Origin of the sequence: Janthinobacterium sp. LPB2021202312-11-4, assembly GCF_037049705.1 — a bacterium.
Lineage (GTDB): Bacteria > Pseudomonadota > Gammaproteobacteria > Pseudomonadales > Pseudomonadaceae > Aquipseudomonas.
In genome coordinates this window covers 1-15,505 of the sequence record NZ_JBAGKV010000016.1, presented here as the reverse complement: position 1 = coordinate 15,505, position 15,505 = coordinate 1, and the positions used below count along the sequence as shown (strand labels likewise).

The 15,505-nt window shown below is 56.9% G+C and carries 15 protein-coding genes and 1 other RNA gene; 11 read left to right on the top strand and 5 right to left on the bottom strand.

Annotated elements, in window-relative coordinates:
• Positions 1-43: 43 nt before the first annotated feature.
• The 8 genes from V5E99_RS17710 to V5E99_RS17675 all read left to right on the top strand — a co-directional run bounded on the left by V5E99_RS17710 (position 44) and on the right by V5E99_RS17675 (position 8,637).
• The gene (locus tag V5E99_RS17710) at positions 44-868 is read left to right on the top strand and encodes a (Fe-S)-binding protein (RefSeq protein WP_499803601.1); all 825 of its coding nucleotides are present in this window, start codon (positions 44-46) and stop codon (positions 866-868) included.
• Positions 865-2,319: a LutB/LldF family L-lactate oxidation iron-sulfur protein gene (locus V5E99_RS17705; RefSeq protein WP_499803600.1), complete on the top strand. Its 1,455-nt coding sequence runs from the start codon at positions 865-867 to the stop codon at positions 2,317-2,319. The genes V5E99_RS17710 and V5E99_RS17705 overlap by 4 nt, the downstream gene beginning before the upstream one ends.
• Positions 2,319-2,990, top strand: coding sequence for a LutC/YkgG family protein (locus V5E99_RS17700; RefSeq protein ID WP_499803599.1), 672 nt, complete (start codon positions 2,319-2,321; stop codon positions 2,988-2,990). The genes V5E99_RS17705 and V5E99_RS17700 overlap by 1 nt, the downstream gene beginning before the upstream one ends.
• Positions 2,987-5,797 carry an FAD-binding and (Fe-S)-binding domain-containing protein gene (locus tag V5E99_RS17695; RefSeq protein ID WP_499803598.1) on the top strand — a complete coding sequence of 937 codons (2,811 nt, stop codon included), beginning with the start codon at positions 2,987-2,989 and terminating at the stop codon, positions 5,795-5,797. Before V5E99_RS17700 ends, V5E99_RS17695 begins: the two co-directional genes overlap by 4 nt.
• A 129-nt stretch (positions 5,798-5,926) precedes the next feature.
• Complete coding sequence (locus V5E99_RS17690; protein ID WP_499803597.1) at positions 5,927-6,199, top strand: PA2433 domain-containing protein; 273 nt, start codon at positions 5,927-5,929, stop codon at positions 6,197-6,199.
• A 231-nt stretch (positions 6,200-6,430) separates the two neighbouring features.
• The gene (locus tag V5E99_RS17685; RefSeq protein WP_499803596.1) at positions 6,431-6,682 is read left to right on the top strand and encodes a PA2433 domain-containing protein; all 252 of its coding nucleotides are present in this window, start codon (positions 6,431-6,433) and stop codon (positions 6,680-6,682) included.
• 115 nt (positions 6,683-6,797) lie between these two features.
• Positions 6,798-7,195, top strand: a transfer-messenger RNA (tmRNA) gene (ssrA, locus tag V5E99_RS17680).
• Positions 7,196-7,380: 185 nt separating this feature from the next.
• The gene (locus V5E99_RS17675) at positions 7,381-8,637 is read left to right on the top strand and encodes an integrase domain-containing protein (protein WP_429539915.1); all 1,257 of its coding nucleotides are present in this window, start codon (positions 7,381-7,383) and stop codon (positions 8,635-8,637) included.
• Positions 8,638-8,798: 161 nt separating this feature from the next.
• On the opposite strand, the gene V5E99_RS17670 is transcribed toward V5E99_RS17675, so the two are convergent.
• The 4 genes from V5E99_RS17670 to V5E99_RS17655 form a co-directional block, all read right to left on the bottom strand.
• Positions 8,799-9,680 carry a plasmid partitioning protein RepB C-terminal domain-containing protein gene (locus tag V5E99_RS17670; RefSeq protein ID WP_499803595.1) on the bottom strand — a complete coding sequence of 294 codons (882 nt, stop codon included), beginning with the start codon at positions 9,678-9,680 and terminating at the stop codon, positions 8,799-8,801.
• Positions 9,677-10,576, bottom strand: a complete 900-nt coding sequence (locus V5E99_RS17665) for a plasmid partitioning protein RepB C-terminal domain-containing protein (protein ID WP_429539913.1) — start codon at positions 10,574-10,576, stop codon at positions 9,677-9,679. Before V5E99_RS17665 ends, V5E99_RS17670 begins: the two co-directional genes overlap by 4 nt.
• The gene (locus V5E99_RS17660) at positions 10,573-12,138 is read right to left on the bottom strand and encodes a recombinase family protein (RefSeq protein ID WP_499803594.1); all 1,566 of its coding nucleotides are present in this window, start codon (positions 12,136-12,138) and stop codon (positions 10,573-10,575) included. The genes V5E99_RS17665 and V5E99_RS17660 overlap by 4 nt, the downstream gene beginning before the upstream one ends.
• A gap of 185 nt (positions 12,139-12,323) precedes the next feature.
• Positions 12,324-12,776 (bottom strand): hypothetical protein, encoded by a 453-nt coding sequence (locus tag V5E99_RS17655; protein ID WP_429539912.1) that lies wholly within the window; start codon positions 12,774-12,776, stop codon positions 12,324-12,326.
• Between the two features lie 269 nt (positions 12,777-13,045).
• On the opposite strand from V5E99_RS17655, the gene V5E99_RS17650 reads away from it, so the two are divergent.
• The 3 genes from V5E99_RS17650 to radC all read left to right on the top strand — a co-directional run bounded on the left by V5E99_RS17650 (position 13,046) and on the right by radC (position 14,894).
• Positions 13,046-13,318, top strand: coding sequence for a hypothetical protein (locus V5E99_RS17650; RefSeq protein ID WP_499803593.1), 273 nt, complete (start codon positions 13,046-13,048; stop codon positions 13,316-13,318).
• Positions 13,319-13,410: 92 nt separating this feature from the next.
• The gene (locus tag V5E99_RS17645; RefSeq protein ID WP_499803592.1) at positions 13,411-14,379 is read left to right on the top strand and encodes a DUF932 domain-containing protein; all 969 of its coding nucleotides are present in this window, start codon (positions 13,411-13,413) and stop codon (positions 14,377-14,379) included.
• 17 nt (positions 14,380-14,396) lie between these two features.
• Complete coding sequence (gene radC, locus V5E99_RS17640) at positions 14,397-14,894, top strand: RadC family protein (protein ID WP_499803591.1); 498 nt, start codon at positions 14,397-14,399, stop codon at positions 14,892-14,894.
• A 292-nt stretch (positions 14,895-15,186) separates the two neighbouring features.
• On the opposite strand, the gene V5E99_RS17635 is transcribed toward radC, so the two are convergent.
• Positions 15,187-15,432, bottom strand: coding sequence for a helix-turn-helix domain-containing protein (locus V5E99_RS17635; protein ID WP_499803590.1), 246 nt, complete (start codon positions 15,430-15,432; stop codon positions 15,187-15,189).
• Between the last annotated feature and the right edge of the window lie 73 nt (positions 15,433-15,505).

Sequence of the window (15,505 nt, the reverse complement as noted above, 5' to 3'; positions counted from 1 at the left end):
GCCTCAACGGACGGATAACCGGGACCACCCGGAGACACGCCTGATGAGCGAGCTTTTTTACAACGCAGTGCCGAACGCCACCCGCGTCGCCCCGCCACTGTCCGAGCCTCGGCAATACCCCAGCGAAAAACCGTCACGGGTCTACCTGTTCGGGACCTGCGTGGTGGATTTGTTCTACCCCGAAGCCGGGATGGACGCGATCCACCTGCTGGAACGCGAAGGCATCCGTGTCGACTACCCGCAAGGGCAAAGCTGCTGCGGGCAACCCGCCTACACCTCGGGTTACACCGAACAGGCCCGGGTCGTGGCGCGCTCGCAACTGGCATTGTTTGCCGGGGATTTTCCGGTGGTGGTGCCTTCAGGTTCTTGCGCGGGCATGTTGCGCGAACACTACGCCGACTTGTTCAAGGACGAGCCGGAGACGTTGATACAAGTCCAGGCCCTGGCGGCCCGGACGTATGAGTTGGCGGAGTTCCTGCTGTTTGTCTGCAAGGTGCAGCTCAAGGACAGCGGCGAGCCGGTGAAAGTGGCGCTGCACACATCGTGCTCGGCACGCCGGGAGATGAACACCCACCTGCACGGCCGCGCGTTGTTGGCGCAGTTGGGCAACGTGGAACGCGTCGATCACAGCCACGAAAGTGAATGCTGTGGCTTTGGTGGGACTTTCAGCGTCCGTATGCCAGACATTTCCGGCGCGATGGTAGCTGACAAGACCCGGTCGTTGAAGGAATCCGGCGCGCATCAGGTACTCAGTGCCGACTGCGGTTGCTTGATGAACATCAACGGCTCGCTGGAAAAACAGAAGGAAGCGCTGCGCGGCCAACACCTGGCCAGTTTCCTTTGGCAGCGCACCGGAGGTGTTCAATGAACGCTTCCGCGATTATTCCTACGGTCGCCGTAGAAGAAGACTTTCGCGCCCGCGCTCACGAGGCGTTGGCTGACAAGCAACTGCGAAATAACTTTCGCAGCGCGATGGATTCACTGATGACAAAACGGGCAGCGTCCTTCAGCGATGCCCACGAAAGAGAACATTTACGCGTGCTGGGCAATGCTGTCCGCGCCCGTGCGTTATCCAAGTTGCCCGACCTGCTCGAGCAACTTGAACAGAACCTGACCCGCAACGGTGTGACAGTGCACTGGGCGGAAACGGTGGACGAGGCCAATGGCATCGTCTTATCGATCATCCGCGCTCACGAGGGGCGGCAAGTGATCAAGGGCAAATCGATGGTCAGCGAAGAGATGGAAATGAATCATTTCCTCGCTGATCAAGGCATTGAATGCCTGGAATCGGACATGGGCGAGTACATCGTCCAGCTCGACCACGAGAAGCCTTCACACATCATTATGCCGGCGATCCACAAGAACGCCGGTCAGGTCGCGTCCTTGTTCCACGACAAACTTGGCGTGGAATACACCAAGGACGTTGACCAACTCATTCAGATCGGTCGCAAAGTCTTGCGACAGAAATTCTTCGAAGCGGACATCGGCGTCTCCGGTGTCAACTTCGCCGTGGCCGAAACCGGCACCCTGCTGCTGGTGGAAAACGAAGGCAACGGGCGCATGACCACCACGGTCCCGCCGGTGCACATCGCCGTTACCGGCATCGAAAAAGTCGTGGAAAACCTGCGGGACGTGGTGCCGTTGCTGTCGCTGCTGACCCGCTCCGCGCTGGGCCAGCCGATCACCACCTACGTCAACATGATCTCCGGCCCGCGCAAGGCTCATGAACTCGACGGCCCACAGGAAGTGCACCTGGTATTGCTCGACAACGGTCGCAGCCAGGCCTTTGCCGACAGCGAATTGCGCCAGACCCTGAACTGCATCCGCTGCGGCGCCTGTATGAATCATTGCCCGGTCTATACCCGAATCGGCGGCCACGCCTATGGGGAGGTTTACCCAGGGCCTATCGGAAAAATCATCACCCCGCACATGGTCGGTCTGGCGAAAGTCCCGGATCACCCGAGTGCCTCGTCGTTGTGCGGCGCCTGCGGTGAAGTCTGCCCGGTAAAAATTCCTATCCCCGCCTTGCTGCGACGCCTGCGGGAAGAGAACGTCAAAGCCCCGGACAGCCCGCATCAAGTGATGCGCGGCCAGGGCAGCAAGTATTCGCGCAAGGAGCGTTTTATCTGGAACGCCTGGGCCAGACTCAACAGCTCGCCGACGCTCTATCGCCTGTTCGGTTTCTTCGCCACGCGCCTGCGCGCCCTCGCGCCGAGCAACGTCGGCCCGTGGACACAAAACCACAGCGCACCAAAACCCGCTGCCCGCTCGCTGCATGACATGGCCCGTGAGCATCTGGCCAAACAGGGAGACCGTTGATGAGCGCCAAGCAAAACATCCTCGCCAAGTTACGGAAAAGTCTGACCGGCACCACTCCAGTGCCTGACGACTTCAACGTCGAACTGGTGACTGCGCCCTACACCTACACACCCGAGCAACGCATCCCGCAACTGCGCAAGCTGATGGAAGCGGTGCACACCGAAATCCATCAGACCACGGGCAAAGATTGGCCCGAATTACTGGCGCAGCTTTTAAGGGATCGTCAGTTGCCGAGCCTGTTGATCGCGCCGACAACGCCCCATGGTCAACGTGTCACTCAGCACTGGTCGAAAAATCCTGATCTGCCAACGCTCAAATCCTACAACCGCCCGATCGAGGAATGGAAAGCCGAACTGTTTAACGACACCCCGGCGAGCCTGACCACAACTCTCGGCGCCATTGCTGCCACAGGTAGTTTGATTGTCTGGCCAACGCGGGAAGAACCGCGCTTGATGAGCCTCGTGCCGCCGGTGCATTTCGCTTTGCTCAAGGCCAGCGAAATCCGCGACAACTTCTATCAAGTGCAGCAGAAGTTTGAGTGGGCTCAAGGCATGCCGACCAACGCGTTGCTGGTATCCGGCCCGTCGAAAACCGCCGACATCGAGCAAGTGCTAGCCTACGGCGCCCACGGCCCGAAAGACTTGGTTGTGTTGATCCTGGAGGACGAATGACATTACCGACGACTTTCCTGCGTGATGCGCAGCAACTGATCCCGCAAGAGCGACGTTTCGACGACCCGCTGTCGACGCTGGCCTTCGGTACCGACGCCAGTTTCTATCGGCTGATTCCGCAACTGGTGATCCGCGTCGAGTCCGAAGACGAAGTGGTCGCCCTGCTGAAACTGGCGCAACGGGATCAGGTGCCTGTGACCTTCCGTGCGGCCGGCACCAGTCTTTCCGGGCAAGCCATCAGCGATTCGGTGTTGATCGTACTGGGGGACAACTGGAACGGCCGCGAGATTCGTGGCCAGGGCATGCAGATTCGTCTGCAACCGGGCGTGATCGGCGCTCAAGCCAACGCGTGGCTGGCGCCGTTCGGACGCAAGATCGGTCCGGACCCGGCCTCGATCAATGCCTGCAAAATCGGCGGCATCGTCGCCAACAACGCCAGCGGCATGTGCTGCGGCACGGCGCAAAATACTTATCACACCCTGGCCGGCATTCGCTTGGTGCTGGCTGACGGGAGTCGTCTCGACACCGAAGATGCGGCCAGTGTGACGGCGTTTCGTCAGAGCCACGCTTCACTGCTTGAACGCCTGGCAAGCCTGGGCCGCGAGACCCGCGCCAATTCCGAATTGGCCGCGAGAATTCGCCACAAATACCGTCTGAAAAATACCACTGGCCTGTCGCTCAATGCCCTGGTGGATTTCGACGAGCCTGTGGATATCTTGAGCCACTTGCTGGTGGGCTCCGAAGGCACTCTCGGGTTCATCAGCGCGGTGACCTACGACACGGTGATCGACCACCCGAACAAGGCCTCGGCGCTGATCGTATTCCCGGACGTAGAAACCTGCTGCAACGCGGTCACCGTGCTGAAAAGCCAACCGGTGTCGGCCGTGGAACTGCTGGACCGCCGCAGCCTGCGCTCGGTGCAGGACAAACCCGGCATGCCCGCTTTCGTACAGCAACTGTCGAATAATGCCTGCGCCCTGCTGATCGAATCCCGCGCCGCTTCGTCCACATTACTACGCGAACAACTGGCGCAGGTCATGAGGTCCCTAAGCGCGTTCCCGGTGGAGAAGCAGGTCGATTTCACCGAAGACCCGGTGGAAAACGCCCGGCTCTGGGCGATCCGCAAGGACACCTTCCCCGCCGTCGGCGCGGTGCGCAAAACCGGGACCACGGTGATCATCGAAGACGTGACCTTCCCGGTGGAACAACTGGCCATCGGCGTGAACCGCTTGATCGAGTTGTTCGACAAACATCACTACGACGAGGCGATCCTTTTCGGACACGCCCTGGAAGGTAATCTGCATTTTGTCTTCACTCAAGGCTTCAACAACCCGGAAGAAGTCGCACGCTACCAGGCGTTCATGGACGACGTGGCGCAACTGGTGGCCGTGGAGTTCGGTGGATCATTGAAGGCGGAACACGGTACCGGTCGCAACATGGCGCCCTTCGTCGAACTGGAATGGGGCAGCGACGCCTATCAGTTGATGTGGCAACTCAAACGCTTGCTCGACCCGAACGGCATTTTGAATCCGGACGTGGTGCTCAGCGAAGACCCGCAGATTCACCTCAAACACCTGAAACCGTTGCCCGCCGCCGACGAGATTGTGGATAAGTGCATCGAGTGCGGGTTCTGCGAACCGGTCTGCCCGTCAAAAGGCCTGACCCTGAGCCCGCGCCAGCGCATCGTGATCTGGCGGGACATTCAGGCGAAGAAACGCGCCGGCGTCGACACCTGCGAACTCGAAGCTGCTTACGAATACCAAGGCATCGACACCTGCGCCGCCACCGGGCTGTGTGCACAGCGCTGCCCTGTAGGAATCAATACCGGCGAGCTGGTGAAAAAGCTTCGCAGCCGTCAGGCGACGCACACGAAAACCGCCAACTGGCTGGAAGGAAATTTCGCCACCGCGCTGCAAGGTGCGCGTTTCACCCTACATGTGGCCAACGGTGCGCGGATGCTGCTGGGTGCGCCGCGTTTGGCGAAACTCTCGGCAACGCTGACGCGACTGTCCAAAGGCCAGATCCCGCAATGGACCAACGCCATGCCGCAGCCGGAAAAAGCCATCCGCTTCAGTCCGACCGTGTCCGACGAACGTCCTCGGGTGGTGTACCTCGTGGCCTGCGTCTCGCGGGTAATGGGCCCGGCGGCCGGTGATAAAGAGCAAATGTCGCTGTACGACAAAACCCGTGGCTTGCTGGAAAAGGCCGGTTACCAAGTGGTCTTTCCGGACAACCAGGACAGCCTCTGCTGCGGTCAGCCGTTCGCCTCCAAGGGCTACGCCGAGCAAGCCGAACACAAGCGCCAGGAACTGATTGGCGCGTTGCTGCACGCCAGTCGCGGCGGGCTCGATCCGATCTATTGCGACACCAGCCCCTGCACCCTGCGCCTGGTTCAAGACCTCGGCGACGTTCGGCTGGACCTGTACGACCCGGTGCGTTTCATCCGTACGCATTTGATGGATCGGCTGGATTTCACGCCGCAGGAAGCACCGATTGCGGTGCACGTCACCTGCAGCACTCAACACATGGGCGAGAGCCAGGCGCTAATCGATCTGGCGCGTAAATGCAGCAATAACGTGGTCATCCCGGAAGGCATTCATTGCTGCGGGTTTGCCGGGGACAAGGGCTTCACCACGCCGGAGTTGAATGCGCATTCGCTGCGCACCCTCAAGGATGCGGTGCAGCATTGCAGCGAGGGGATTTCCACCAGCCGCACCTGTGAGATTGGTCTGACGCAACACGGTGGAATTGACTACCACGGGTTGGTCTATCTGGTGGATCGGGTGACCCGGGCGAGGGCCTGCTGAAGAAAAATAGAACCCTGACGCGACGCCGCAGTCCACTGATCAAGCCCCGCAATTGCGGGGCCTTCCCCAAACTCGGCAGCCCGTCCTGATGGCCAGCGATGCCTGGACCCTCAGTTCAAGGAGATACACATGAAACGTTCTGTACTGTTAGGTCTGTTCGTTACTGCCTCGCTGATGGCGTCCACCTCGTTTGCCGCCGACGACCTCTGCGCGGTCAACTTGAAAACGATTGAAAATGCCAAGGCACAGATTTCTCCGGAGATGTCTGATCAGGTAATGGAAAGCGTCAAGCAAGCCAAGGCCGATCAGGCAAAAGGCACCAAAGAAGGGACTGATGATTGCATCGCTGAGACCACCCAAACTATTCAGGACATCAAGAACGCGAATAAAGGCGGGAAGTAACCTGCCTCAGTGCCGACCTTCAGGTTGGCGTTGTTAGCGCACACTGCACAGGCTTGTTGCTCATCAAGATTCACCGAGCAACAGGCCTGTGGTCGTTTCGGATTCCCAAAACCGAATTACTGAGCCGCGGCGTAGTCTTTTAAGAAGGCCTCATCAATCGTGGCTTTTTCGACCTCGGCCGAGCCGCCCGTTCATACGGCCCACCGAGACCATCAGTTCAAGGAGATTTCCATGAAACGTACCGCACTCGCTGGTCTGTTCATGTCTGCTGCAATGTTGGCCTCGCCCGTATTTGCGGCGGACAACAACCTATGTACGAGCAAGCTGCAAGAGCTCGAAGCCAAAGTGAATACGCTGCCAGCGACCGCCAATAACGTCGCGGAGATCAAAAGACTGCTGGCCAGCGCCAAAGCGTCTCAGGCTTCCAAAGATGACAAAAAATGCGCCACCGAGGCCAGCCAGGCGTTGTCGATGGCAAACTGAACCACCAAACCAACCCGTAATCGTTTGCAACCAACCTTGCGGTTGGCCTTCTGACGCGTGTTGGCGTACACTGCGCAGGCTTGTTGCTCACTTTGATTCACCGAGCAACAGGCACGGGGCCGTTTAGGATTCGACGCCGGTCGCGAAACTTTAGGTGCATGCCGAGTTGGTAACAGAACTCGTAAATCCACTGTTGCAACTACTTATAGTTGCCAATGACGAAACCTACGGCCAGGAATTCTCTCTCGCTGCGTAAGCAGCTTTAGATCCTGAGCTTCTGGTACCTTCGGGTCCAGCAATCACCAGGGGATGTCTGTAAACCCAAAGTGATTGTCATATAGAACAGAATCGCCGTGCAGTACGTTGTGGACGAAGCGGCTAAAACTTACACAACTCGCCCAAAGCACCCTGCCCTTCGGGTCGCTGAGGGTTAACTTAATAGAAACGGCTACGCATGTAGTACCGACAGCGGAGTACTGGCGGACGGGGGTTCAAATCCCCCCGGCTCCACCAACTTTACATCTAAAGACGTCCGAGGACGTCTTTTTTTGTGCCTGAAAACCAGCAAAATCAAGGCCTTAGGGTCTATTGGCGTCCATAGACGTCCGGCACAATCCACGCCACCTGGTATTCCAGATGGTATTCCAAGCCCTTCAGTGGTAATTTTTGGAATACCAATTGATGTCATGGAATACCTCATGTGCGCCCAAGCCACCCGCCTCTCAGACCGCCAGCTCAAAGCGGTAAAGCCCAAAGACAAGGACTACGTCCTCAGCGATGGAGACGGCTTACAGCTGCGCGTTAGGGTCAATGGCTCTACGCTCTGGAACTTCAACTACCGGCAGCCGATTACCAAAAACCGCATCAATATGGGCCTCGGCACCTACCCAGAACTCTCGCTCGCGCAAGCCCGAAAGAAAACGGTTGAAGCCAGAGAGCTTCTCGCTCAGGGCATCGACCCGAAAGAACAACGTACCGATCTGGAACAGACAAAGAGACAAGCAACCGAGCACACATTCGAGAACGTGGCGGCTGCCTGGTTTGAACTGAAAAAAGATTCGGTCACTCAGGCTTATGCCGAGGACATCTGGCGCTCACTCACGCTGCATGTCTTTCCATCGCTTGGCTCAACACCAATCTCTCAGCTCAATGCCCCGAGAGTCATCGAGCTGCTGCGCCCCCTGGAAACCAAAGGCAGCCTGGAGACAGTGAAACGACTGACTCAACGACTCAACGAGATCATGACCTACGGCGTGAACTCGGGAATGATCTTCGCCAACCCTCTCAGTGGCATCCGGGCCGTTTTCAAAAAGCCGAAAAAACAGAACATGGCTGCTCTCCGTCCCGAGGAGCTGCCAGAGTTGATGATTGCTATTGCCAATGCCAGCATAAAAAGAACAACACGCTGCCTGATCGAATGGCAGCTTCACACAATGACCCGCCCTGCCGAAGCCGCTACGACGTCTTGGGCTGACATCGACCTCGAAAAGAAAATCTGGACAATCCCTGCCGAGCGAATGAAGAAGCGACGCGCTCACGTCATACCGCTTACCGAGCAAGCGCTTGCTTTGCTAGAGACGATCAAGCCCTACAGCGGACATAGAGAGTTCGTCTTCCCAGCCGATAGAGACCCACGAGATCATTGCAACAGCCAGACAGCAAATATGGCATTAAAACGAATGGGCTTTGAAGGCCGGTTGGTGAGCCACGGCATGCGCTCCATGGCCAGTACCATCCTGAACGAAAAAGGTTGGGACCCTGAGCTGATTGAGGTCGCACTTGCGCACGTCGACAAAGATGAAGTGCGGAGCGCCTACAATCGTGCGGATTACATTGAAAGGCGGCGCCCGATGATGGTTTGGTGGAGCGAGCATATTCAGCATGCGGCTACCGGAAACTTGTCGGTTTCAGCCATTCAGGGAACAAGGGGCCTGAAACTGGTATCGATACGCTGAACGACACCTCTGGTGTTCCGGATAACCGCGCGAACTTGATGATGATGCAGTCATGCCTCATACCAGATTTTTGCTGGTCGCAAATGCGAAAGCTGGCACCTTCCTGCTGACTTTGTCCGGCGTTGATGGCGGAGCTGGACGGCCTGTCCATCCCTGCTCATTCACTTGTCCAGCGATACCGTCTGCACGATTTTTTCGAACTCAACTAGCATCTCAGGTTGATTTTGGGTGAGGAAACGGATGATCGCCTCATTATCCACTAGCTTCACTAGATAACCCTTGGCTAGCACAAGATTGAGCACGTCTTGACCGTACGATTGCTCAACCAGCTTAAACTGTCCTTGCAGGTTTCCCATTTCACGCTCCATTTTGGCCATCTGCTCGGGCGTGGCACCACCGAGCTTGCGGGGTTTGGCATCGCCCACCAGCAAATTGCTTGGCGTAGCGGCCATGAGAGCCTGAGCGTAAGGCACGGTGATATTGTTGGTAGCCACCAGCAGCTCCACGCACTCCACCTGCCTGATCGGTTTGAGTTTGCGCAGCACCGCGCCGATTTCGGCGGAAAAGTGCTGATCCCTAAGCAGCTCGGCCGCTTCATCGCATACGCCATCTAGCAGATTCATTTTTTTGACAATGTGACTGATGTCGACGTTTAACGCCTTGGCCAGCCTGGCCGGTGTCACGCCGCGCTCGACCGCACGCCGAATCATGAAGTGTTCTTGAATGGTGGAAAGACGATTGATCCGGTTGTTATAGGTGTAGGTCTCATCGTCCGTGGCAACCAGGCACGGCGCATCGATGAAGCCCAATTGCTTTAGCACCAACAAGCGAATGTGCCCATCCAGCAACGTATGCTGGTTAGATTGATTGTCGGCCTTGCTGACTGTCAGCGGCTCGATTAAACCGACAGCATCAATCGACGACTGAATCTGCTTATATTTTTTAGAGCCGATCAACCCTTCAGGTGTTTTGCGCGAGGGCAGGATCAGAGCCAACGAAACTGATAGTGGCTGCGGAACAAAACCAAGAGGCAATTGGCTCATGTCGTGTGGGCTCCTACCCAAACTCGCTCGGCGAGGTATTTCGGCAGCGTATCCAATCCTTCAGCACGCAGCAGGTTGGTGAAATTGTCATCGGACAGCAACTGGCGTAGAGCCTCGATCACAAAGAGCAACCGCTGTTGAGCGAACTCGGCCTTTTTGACCATGAGTTTTTGCCGCTCTACCTCTTTCTGATAGCTACGGATCAAACTGGATGAGGTGACCGCAGCCGCCTTGCGCGGTGTGCCACGCGCGATGGATCGCCCCAGTGAACGGCGGCGCTCAATGACCCGACGAGCCTGGATCAGTTGTTTGCCACGCAACTTCCCCGATTCATAAGCATCTTGCAGGGCAGCCTGTACTTCCGTATCACTGCCTGCTCCCGCGATAGCGAGCGCGGCGTTCAGCGGAATACGCCCGCTTTCAACCGCCACCAACAGGCGCTCCTCACCACTTTTGAGCAACTGAAGAATGCCATAGACATAGTCGGCGCTAAGGCCGGTTTTCTGGGCAATGGTCTTTTTGTCATAGCCTTGGTCACGTAACTGCTCGATACCCGCCAGCAACTCCAGAGGACGGCATTGGCGGCGTGCAATATTCTCCGCCAGACTCATAAGGAAGGCGTCCTCGTCGCTGACACTCACCACCATAGCCGGAATACTGCTTTCACCCAACGTACTGTAGGCTTTGAGCCGTCCTTCACCGCAAATTAGCAGGTAACGCTCTGATCCATCTGCGTCGGGTCGAGGGGTCACCGTGATCGGTTTCTTGAGACCGATATTTTTGATGTTACCGACAATTTCGTCGAACACCCGTCCGTTTCGCTCTCGAGTATTCAGTACCTCAATGAACTCAAGCGGAATCATTTTCAGTTCTCTGGTCAGATGCTCCTTGCTCATCCCGCCCTCCTGATACGTGCGCGCGCGGCCATGCCGTAGAGATAATCCAGACTCTCGAAGCGATAACTCTCGAATTCAATGCCGTTGTGATCGGCAAGATTGAAACCCTGCTGGCCGAAGTCCAACCGTGGCAGCAGGTAATAGTCGAGCGGCGCCTGATTGGTTTCGTCCAGTCGGACGGCGACCGTGATGTCAGGGGCCAGGCTAGTGTCGAAGCGAACCTTCCACCGCCTGCGCCCGCTGTCCAGCAACTGGCATCGTGACAGGACCAGCGAGATGCTGAACTCCCGATTGACCGTCAGTAGGTCGGTGGCGGGATCGCGCTCGATCAACCCACCGATATCGGCAATCACGTGCTCGGTCTGACTGACAATTTCCGGATGTAGCCGTCGCAAAAAACGATTGATCTCGAGGAAGCGATAGTCTCGATCCGGCGTGAATCCTACGACCTGGTAGGCACTGATCAAACTACCGAAACGGTGGATATAGGCCGAGGCCGACGGCATCCCCTCCGTCTCATCGATGATGAGACCCGAAAGGAAGCCGCGATACTGGTATAGATTGCGCAGTTTCTCGATCAGTTCTTCATTGCTGAACCGATGCGCCCGAGCGCGAAGAATACCTTGGGCGGTATAGAACGCCTCCGGTGACACGATGGCCTCGAACGCACCTTCCTTCTTGATCCACATATCCGGCTGGTTGGTGATCCGGTGTTTTTTTAACTTGAAGGAAATCCTGTTGTAGACATTGTTACCGACGTATTTTTCATTGCTCAGCACTTCGCGCACAGTGGCCCGTGTCCAGTCCCGATCCTGATCGGTGTGAATGCCATGGTTGTTAAGGCGGGAGGCGATTTGGGATTCGGGTAAACCTTCATCTATGAACCAGCGATAGATCTGGTTCACCGTCTGCACTTCGGTGTCAGGCCCTGGCATCAAGATCACGCGGTCGGTTTGCAGGCTCTTGTGCTCGCCCCGCGCCAGCTCACTTTTGATTGAGCCAGCCTGATCGATCAGGACTCGCCGCAGGCCGTAACCCGCAGGCCCCCCTTGGCGATAGCCCAGCTCGATCAGTCGGCACTGGCCCGCGAACACCTTGGCCGACAGTTCCCTGCTGTACTCGCCCGCCATCGCGCGCTTGACGCCCTTGACGATGGTCGAAACTGGAGAGCCGTCGTTTTCAAACTGCTCTGCACAGTAGGCAAACTGAATACCCGCCCGGCGGCAGATGTACTCGTAATAGGCACTTTCGTCAGCATCTTGGAATCGCCCCCAGCGACTGACGTCATAGACCAGAATGATCTGGAAGTCTGCCGCTCCAGACTCGACGTCTTTGATCAGCTGCTGCAAGGCCTGTCGGCCATCGATGCGCAGCCCACTTTTGCCTTGGTCGGCATAGGTACGGACGATCTGCATACCGCGCTGATCGGCGTACTCCCGAATCTTGTCAGATTGGTTTTCGGTCGAGTACTGCTGGTGCTCAGTGGACATTCTGACGTATTCGGCGGCACGTAATGCCACCGGTCGATCCGACATCGCCGGTGAAGAATTATCTGACTGCATAGGACCCGATCGCTCGCCGTTATTCTTGTGCTTGCTCTCGGGCCTGCCTTTCACATCTTCACGCGGGCCTCGGACAGAGAAAAAATGACCGAAGCGCACTTCGTTGAGATAGCTGCCACGCAGGATGATCGAGAACTCATTTGGATTCGTAATTAACGCCTGACCAGCAAAATGACCATCACGTCCTATCTTTGCACGAGTCCTTTTTGCACGGGCAACGGATGTTCAACGGGGGTGATCTCGACGATCCACGCCTCACTACTAGCTGCGTCATCACTGGGGATTAGCTCAATTCTGTAGAGCCCGGAGCGCAGCGCCATGCCCGGTGACACGTCCATCTTTGCAAGATCTACTTCCTGTGGCAGATAGTGTTTGGAGCGCTGGCGGGATTTGTTTCGTTTGACGGAATCGGGATTGGCTTCCCGATAATTGCGCCAATATTCCGGATGGCGATCTAGCCATGCGCGCTGATTGCGGCTCTGGTTATCCCGATAATCAGGATCGGTTTGCATCTTGTCGCGTTGCCAGCGCTGGCGTCGGGCTCGCTGACAGGCTGGTAGCGAACAGTAGGTTTGATTGGGTACTTGGGGACGTTTTTTGAACGACAGGCCACAACAAGCGCAGATTTTGTTGGACATCAAAGCTCTCCATATGACAACTCATATGGGTACTGTTGACCGACGGCGTGCAACTCGCATTGTTCGAAGAATTTTGTTTTGGCTTATTGGCGATAATCAGGCAGAGAGAGACCTATTTTGAATGGACGAATCAACCCGCCTTCCAGTTGATCCATTGAAACGAATTTCGCACCTATATCACGACACTGAATATCCCTCATGGAACTCGCCCCATGTCACTTCAGTGCCCTTGCTGTAACTCCAAAAAAATCGCGTCCCTCAGAACTGCCATGACCGTTGCCGCCGTCCTTGGCTCCATCGCCGGCGCTGCACGAGGCGCGAGCGCCGCACTCGCCAGCAGTCAAATCGGGGCCACTCTCGGCGCCCTTATCCGCCCACCTGGTTTCAGTATCGGTTCAGTCTCTAGCGCCATCCTCGGTGGACTGGCTGGCGGTGCCGGTGGCTGCGCGCTTGGCGCTCAACTCGGCGAAAAACTAGATCGCCATGTGCTGGCGAACAACCTGTGTCTGGCCTGCGGGCATCGCTTCAACCTGCCCACTTAATCGGCGCACCTTTCAACTTCCCCACATCAATCCGGTCGGTGCTGCGTAATGCGCAGCGCTTATGCCGACCTGCATCCAAAGGAATCTCTCCCATGGCTCATCTCATCGAACAAATGGCTTACGTTGGCGCTACCCCTTGGCATGGCCTGGGCAGTCGCCTCACCGAAAAACAACCGCTGGAAGTCTGGCAGCGTGAGGCGGGGATGGATTGGCAGATCCAGGACAGCCCGGTTCATTTCAAGGCCGAGGCGGCTGGCCACCTGGGCAGCATTCACACTTTCCCGGAACAAAAAGTGTTGTATCGCTCCGATACCAAAGCCCCGTTGTCAGTGGTCTCGCATCGTTATCAGGTCGTGCAACCTCGTGAGGTCCTAGAGTTCTACCGAGACCTGACCGAGCTCTCCGGATACGAGCTGGAAACCGCTGGAGTGCTGAAAGGGGGACGCAAGTTCTGGGCGCTCGCCAGAACCGGTCAGGCCACGGCGCTAAAGGGCAATGATCAGGTCAAAGGCTACCTGCTGCTGGCCACTTCCTGCGACGGCACACTGGCCACTACAGCGACACCTACCACGGTGCGCGTGGTTTGCAACAACACCTTAAGCATTTCCCTGAACGGCGCCACTCACGCCATCAAGGTTCCACACAGCACCCGCTTTGATCCGCGCACGGTCAAAAAGCAACTGGGCATCGCCGTCTCGCAATGGGACGAATTCATGTACCGAATGCGCACCCTCGCCGAACGCAAGGTTCAGACGAAAGAAGCCCTCGGCTTTTTCATGAACGTGCTGTGCGACACCAGCGCCCATGCCCCAATTCCTGATGCATTACCCAATAAGCGGGCGATGGAGAAGGTCCAAACACTATACGAAGGCAAAGGCCGAGGCGCGGAACTGGAGTCCGCACGCGGCACCGCCTGGGGCTTGCTCAACGCCGTGACCGAGTACGTGGATCACGAACGCCGCGCTCGAAGCTCGGAGTACCGAATGGATTCCGCCTGGTTTGGACAAGGGGCGGTGATCAAACAAAAAGCCCTGCATGCCGCCCTGCAACTCGTGGCCTGAGCCCAAGGAGATTCGGGATGAAACTGCACAAGCTCAAGGCCAGTGACATTGCTGGCCAGTACCACATAGATTCGCCCGTCAGCGAAAGCGACATTCTGCGCATGGCGCAACAGTTGGCGCGTCAACGCCTGGCCAAAGGTAGGTTACTGACCTCTCCCGATCAAGTCATCAGCCACCTGCAAGTGCTCCTGCAACACTATGAGCACGAAGTGTTTGCGCTGCTACTGCTCGACAGCAAACACCGCGTGCTCAGCTTTCAGGAGTTGTTTCGCGGCACCCTGGATGAAGCCAGCGTCCATCCACGGGAAGTCGTGAAGCTAGTGTTGGCGCACAACGCGGCGGCGGTGGTCCTGGTGCACAACCATCCCTCTGGCGACCCCGAACCCAGCCAAGCAGACCGCCAGCTGACAAAGGCGCTGAAAGAGGCACTCTTCTTGGTGGGCACCCGGACACTCGACCATGTCGTGGTCGGTTTGGAAGGCTGTGTATCGTTCGCCGAACGCGGCTATCTCTAAATACCTTCCCAGCCAACACCGTCCCTCACTCACTCACTAAATGCCCATGAAAGGAAAATCGTCCATGCACGTGCTTCAGTTTTTTCTCACTCTGTTCCTCTTCATTTGCTTGCTCGCCGGTAGCAGCGTGTTGGTGGCGGCCCTCTGCCTGATGGCGCGCTTCCCACTTTTGCTCATAACAGTAGCGTTGACTTGTTTGCTGTTCTGGAGATTAGTTTCCTCCAAGAGCATCAGAGACTTCTGCGACATTGACAGGCAACACGGGATAAAAACTTGAAACCGCTTTGGCCGATCAGAGTCCAGCGTCAACAAGCAAATCAGACGGTTTGCACCGCATAGCCGTTGAAATCCGAAGAATGTTGAGAAATGTAACGTTCCTCTCTCCTCGCTCGATCTTCCCCATGTGGGAACGATCAATCCCGGAGGCATCCGCCAGGGCTTCTTGCGAAAGGGCCTGCTCAAGCCGTCGTGCGCGCACTGCCGCACCAAGCTTAACTAAATAGCCGTCTTTATCGAGGTTCGCTGAGATTCTTGCCATGAAAGAAATCGTCGCGCTATGATGCGTTTACAGCCACGGTATTTAAGACCCTTTTTTTGATCTCGGCCTCTAG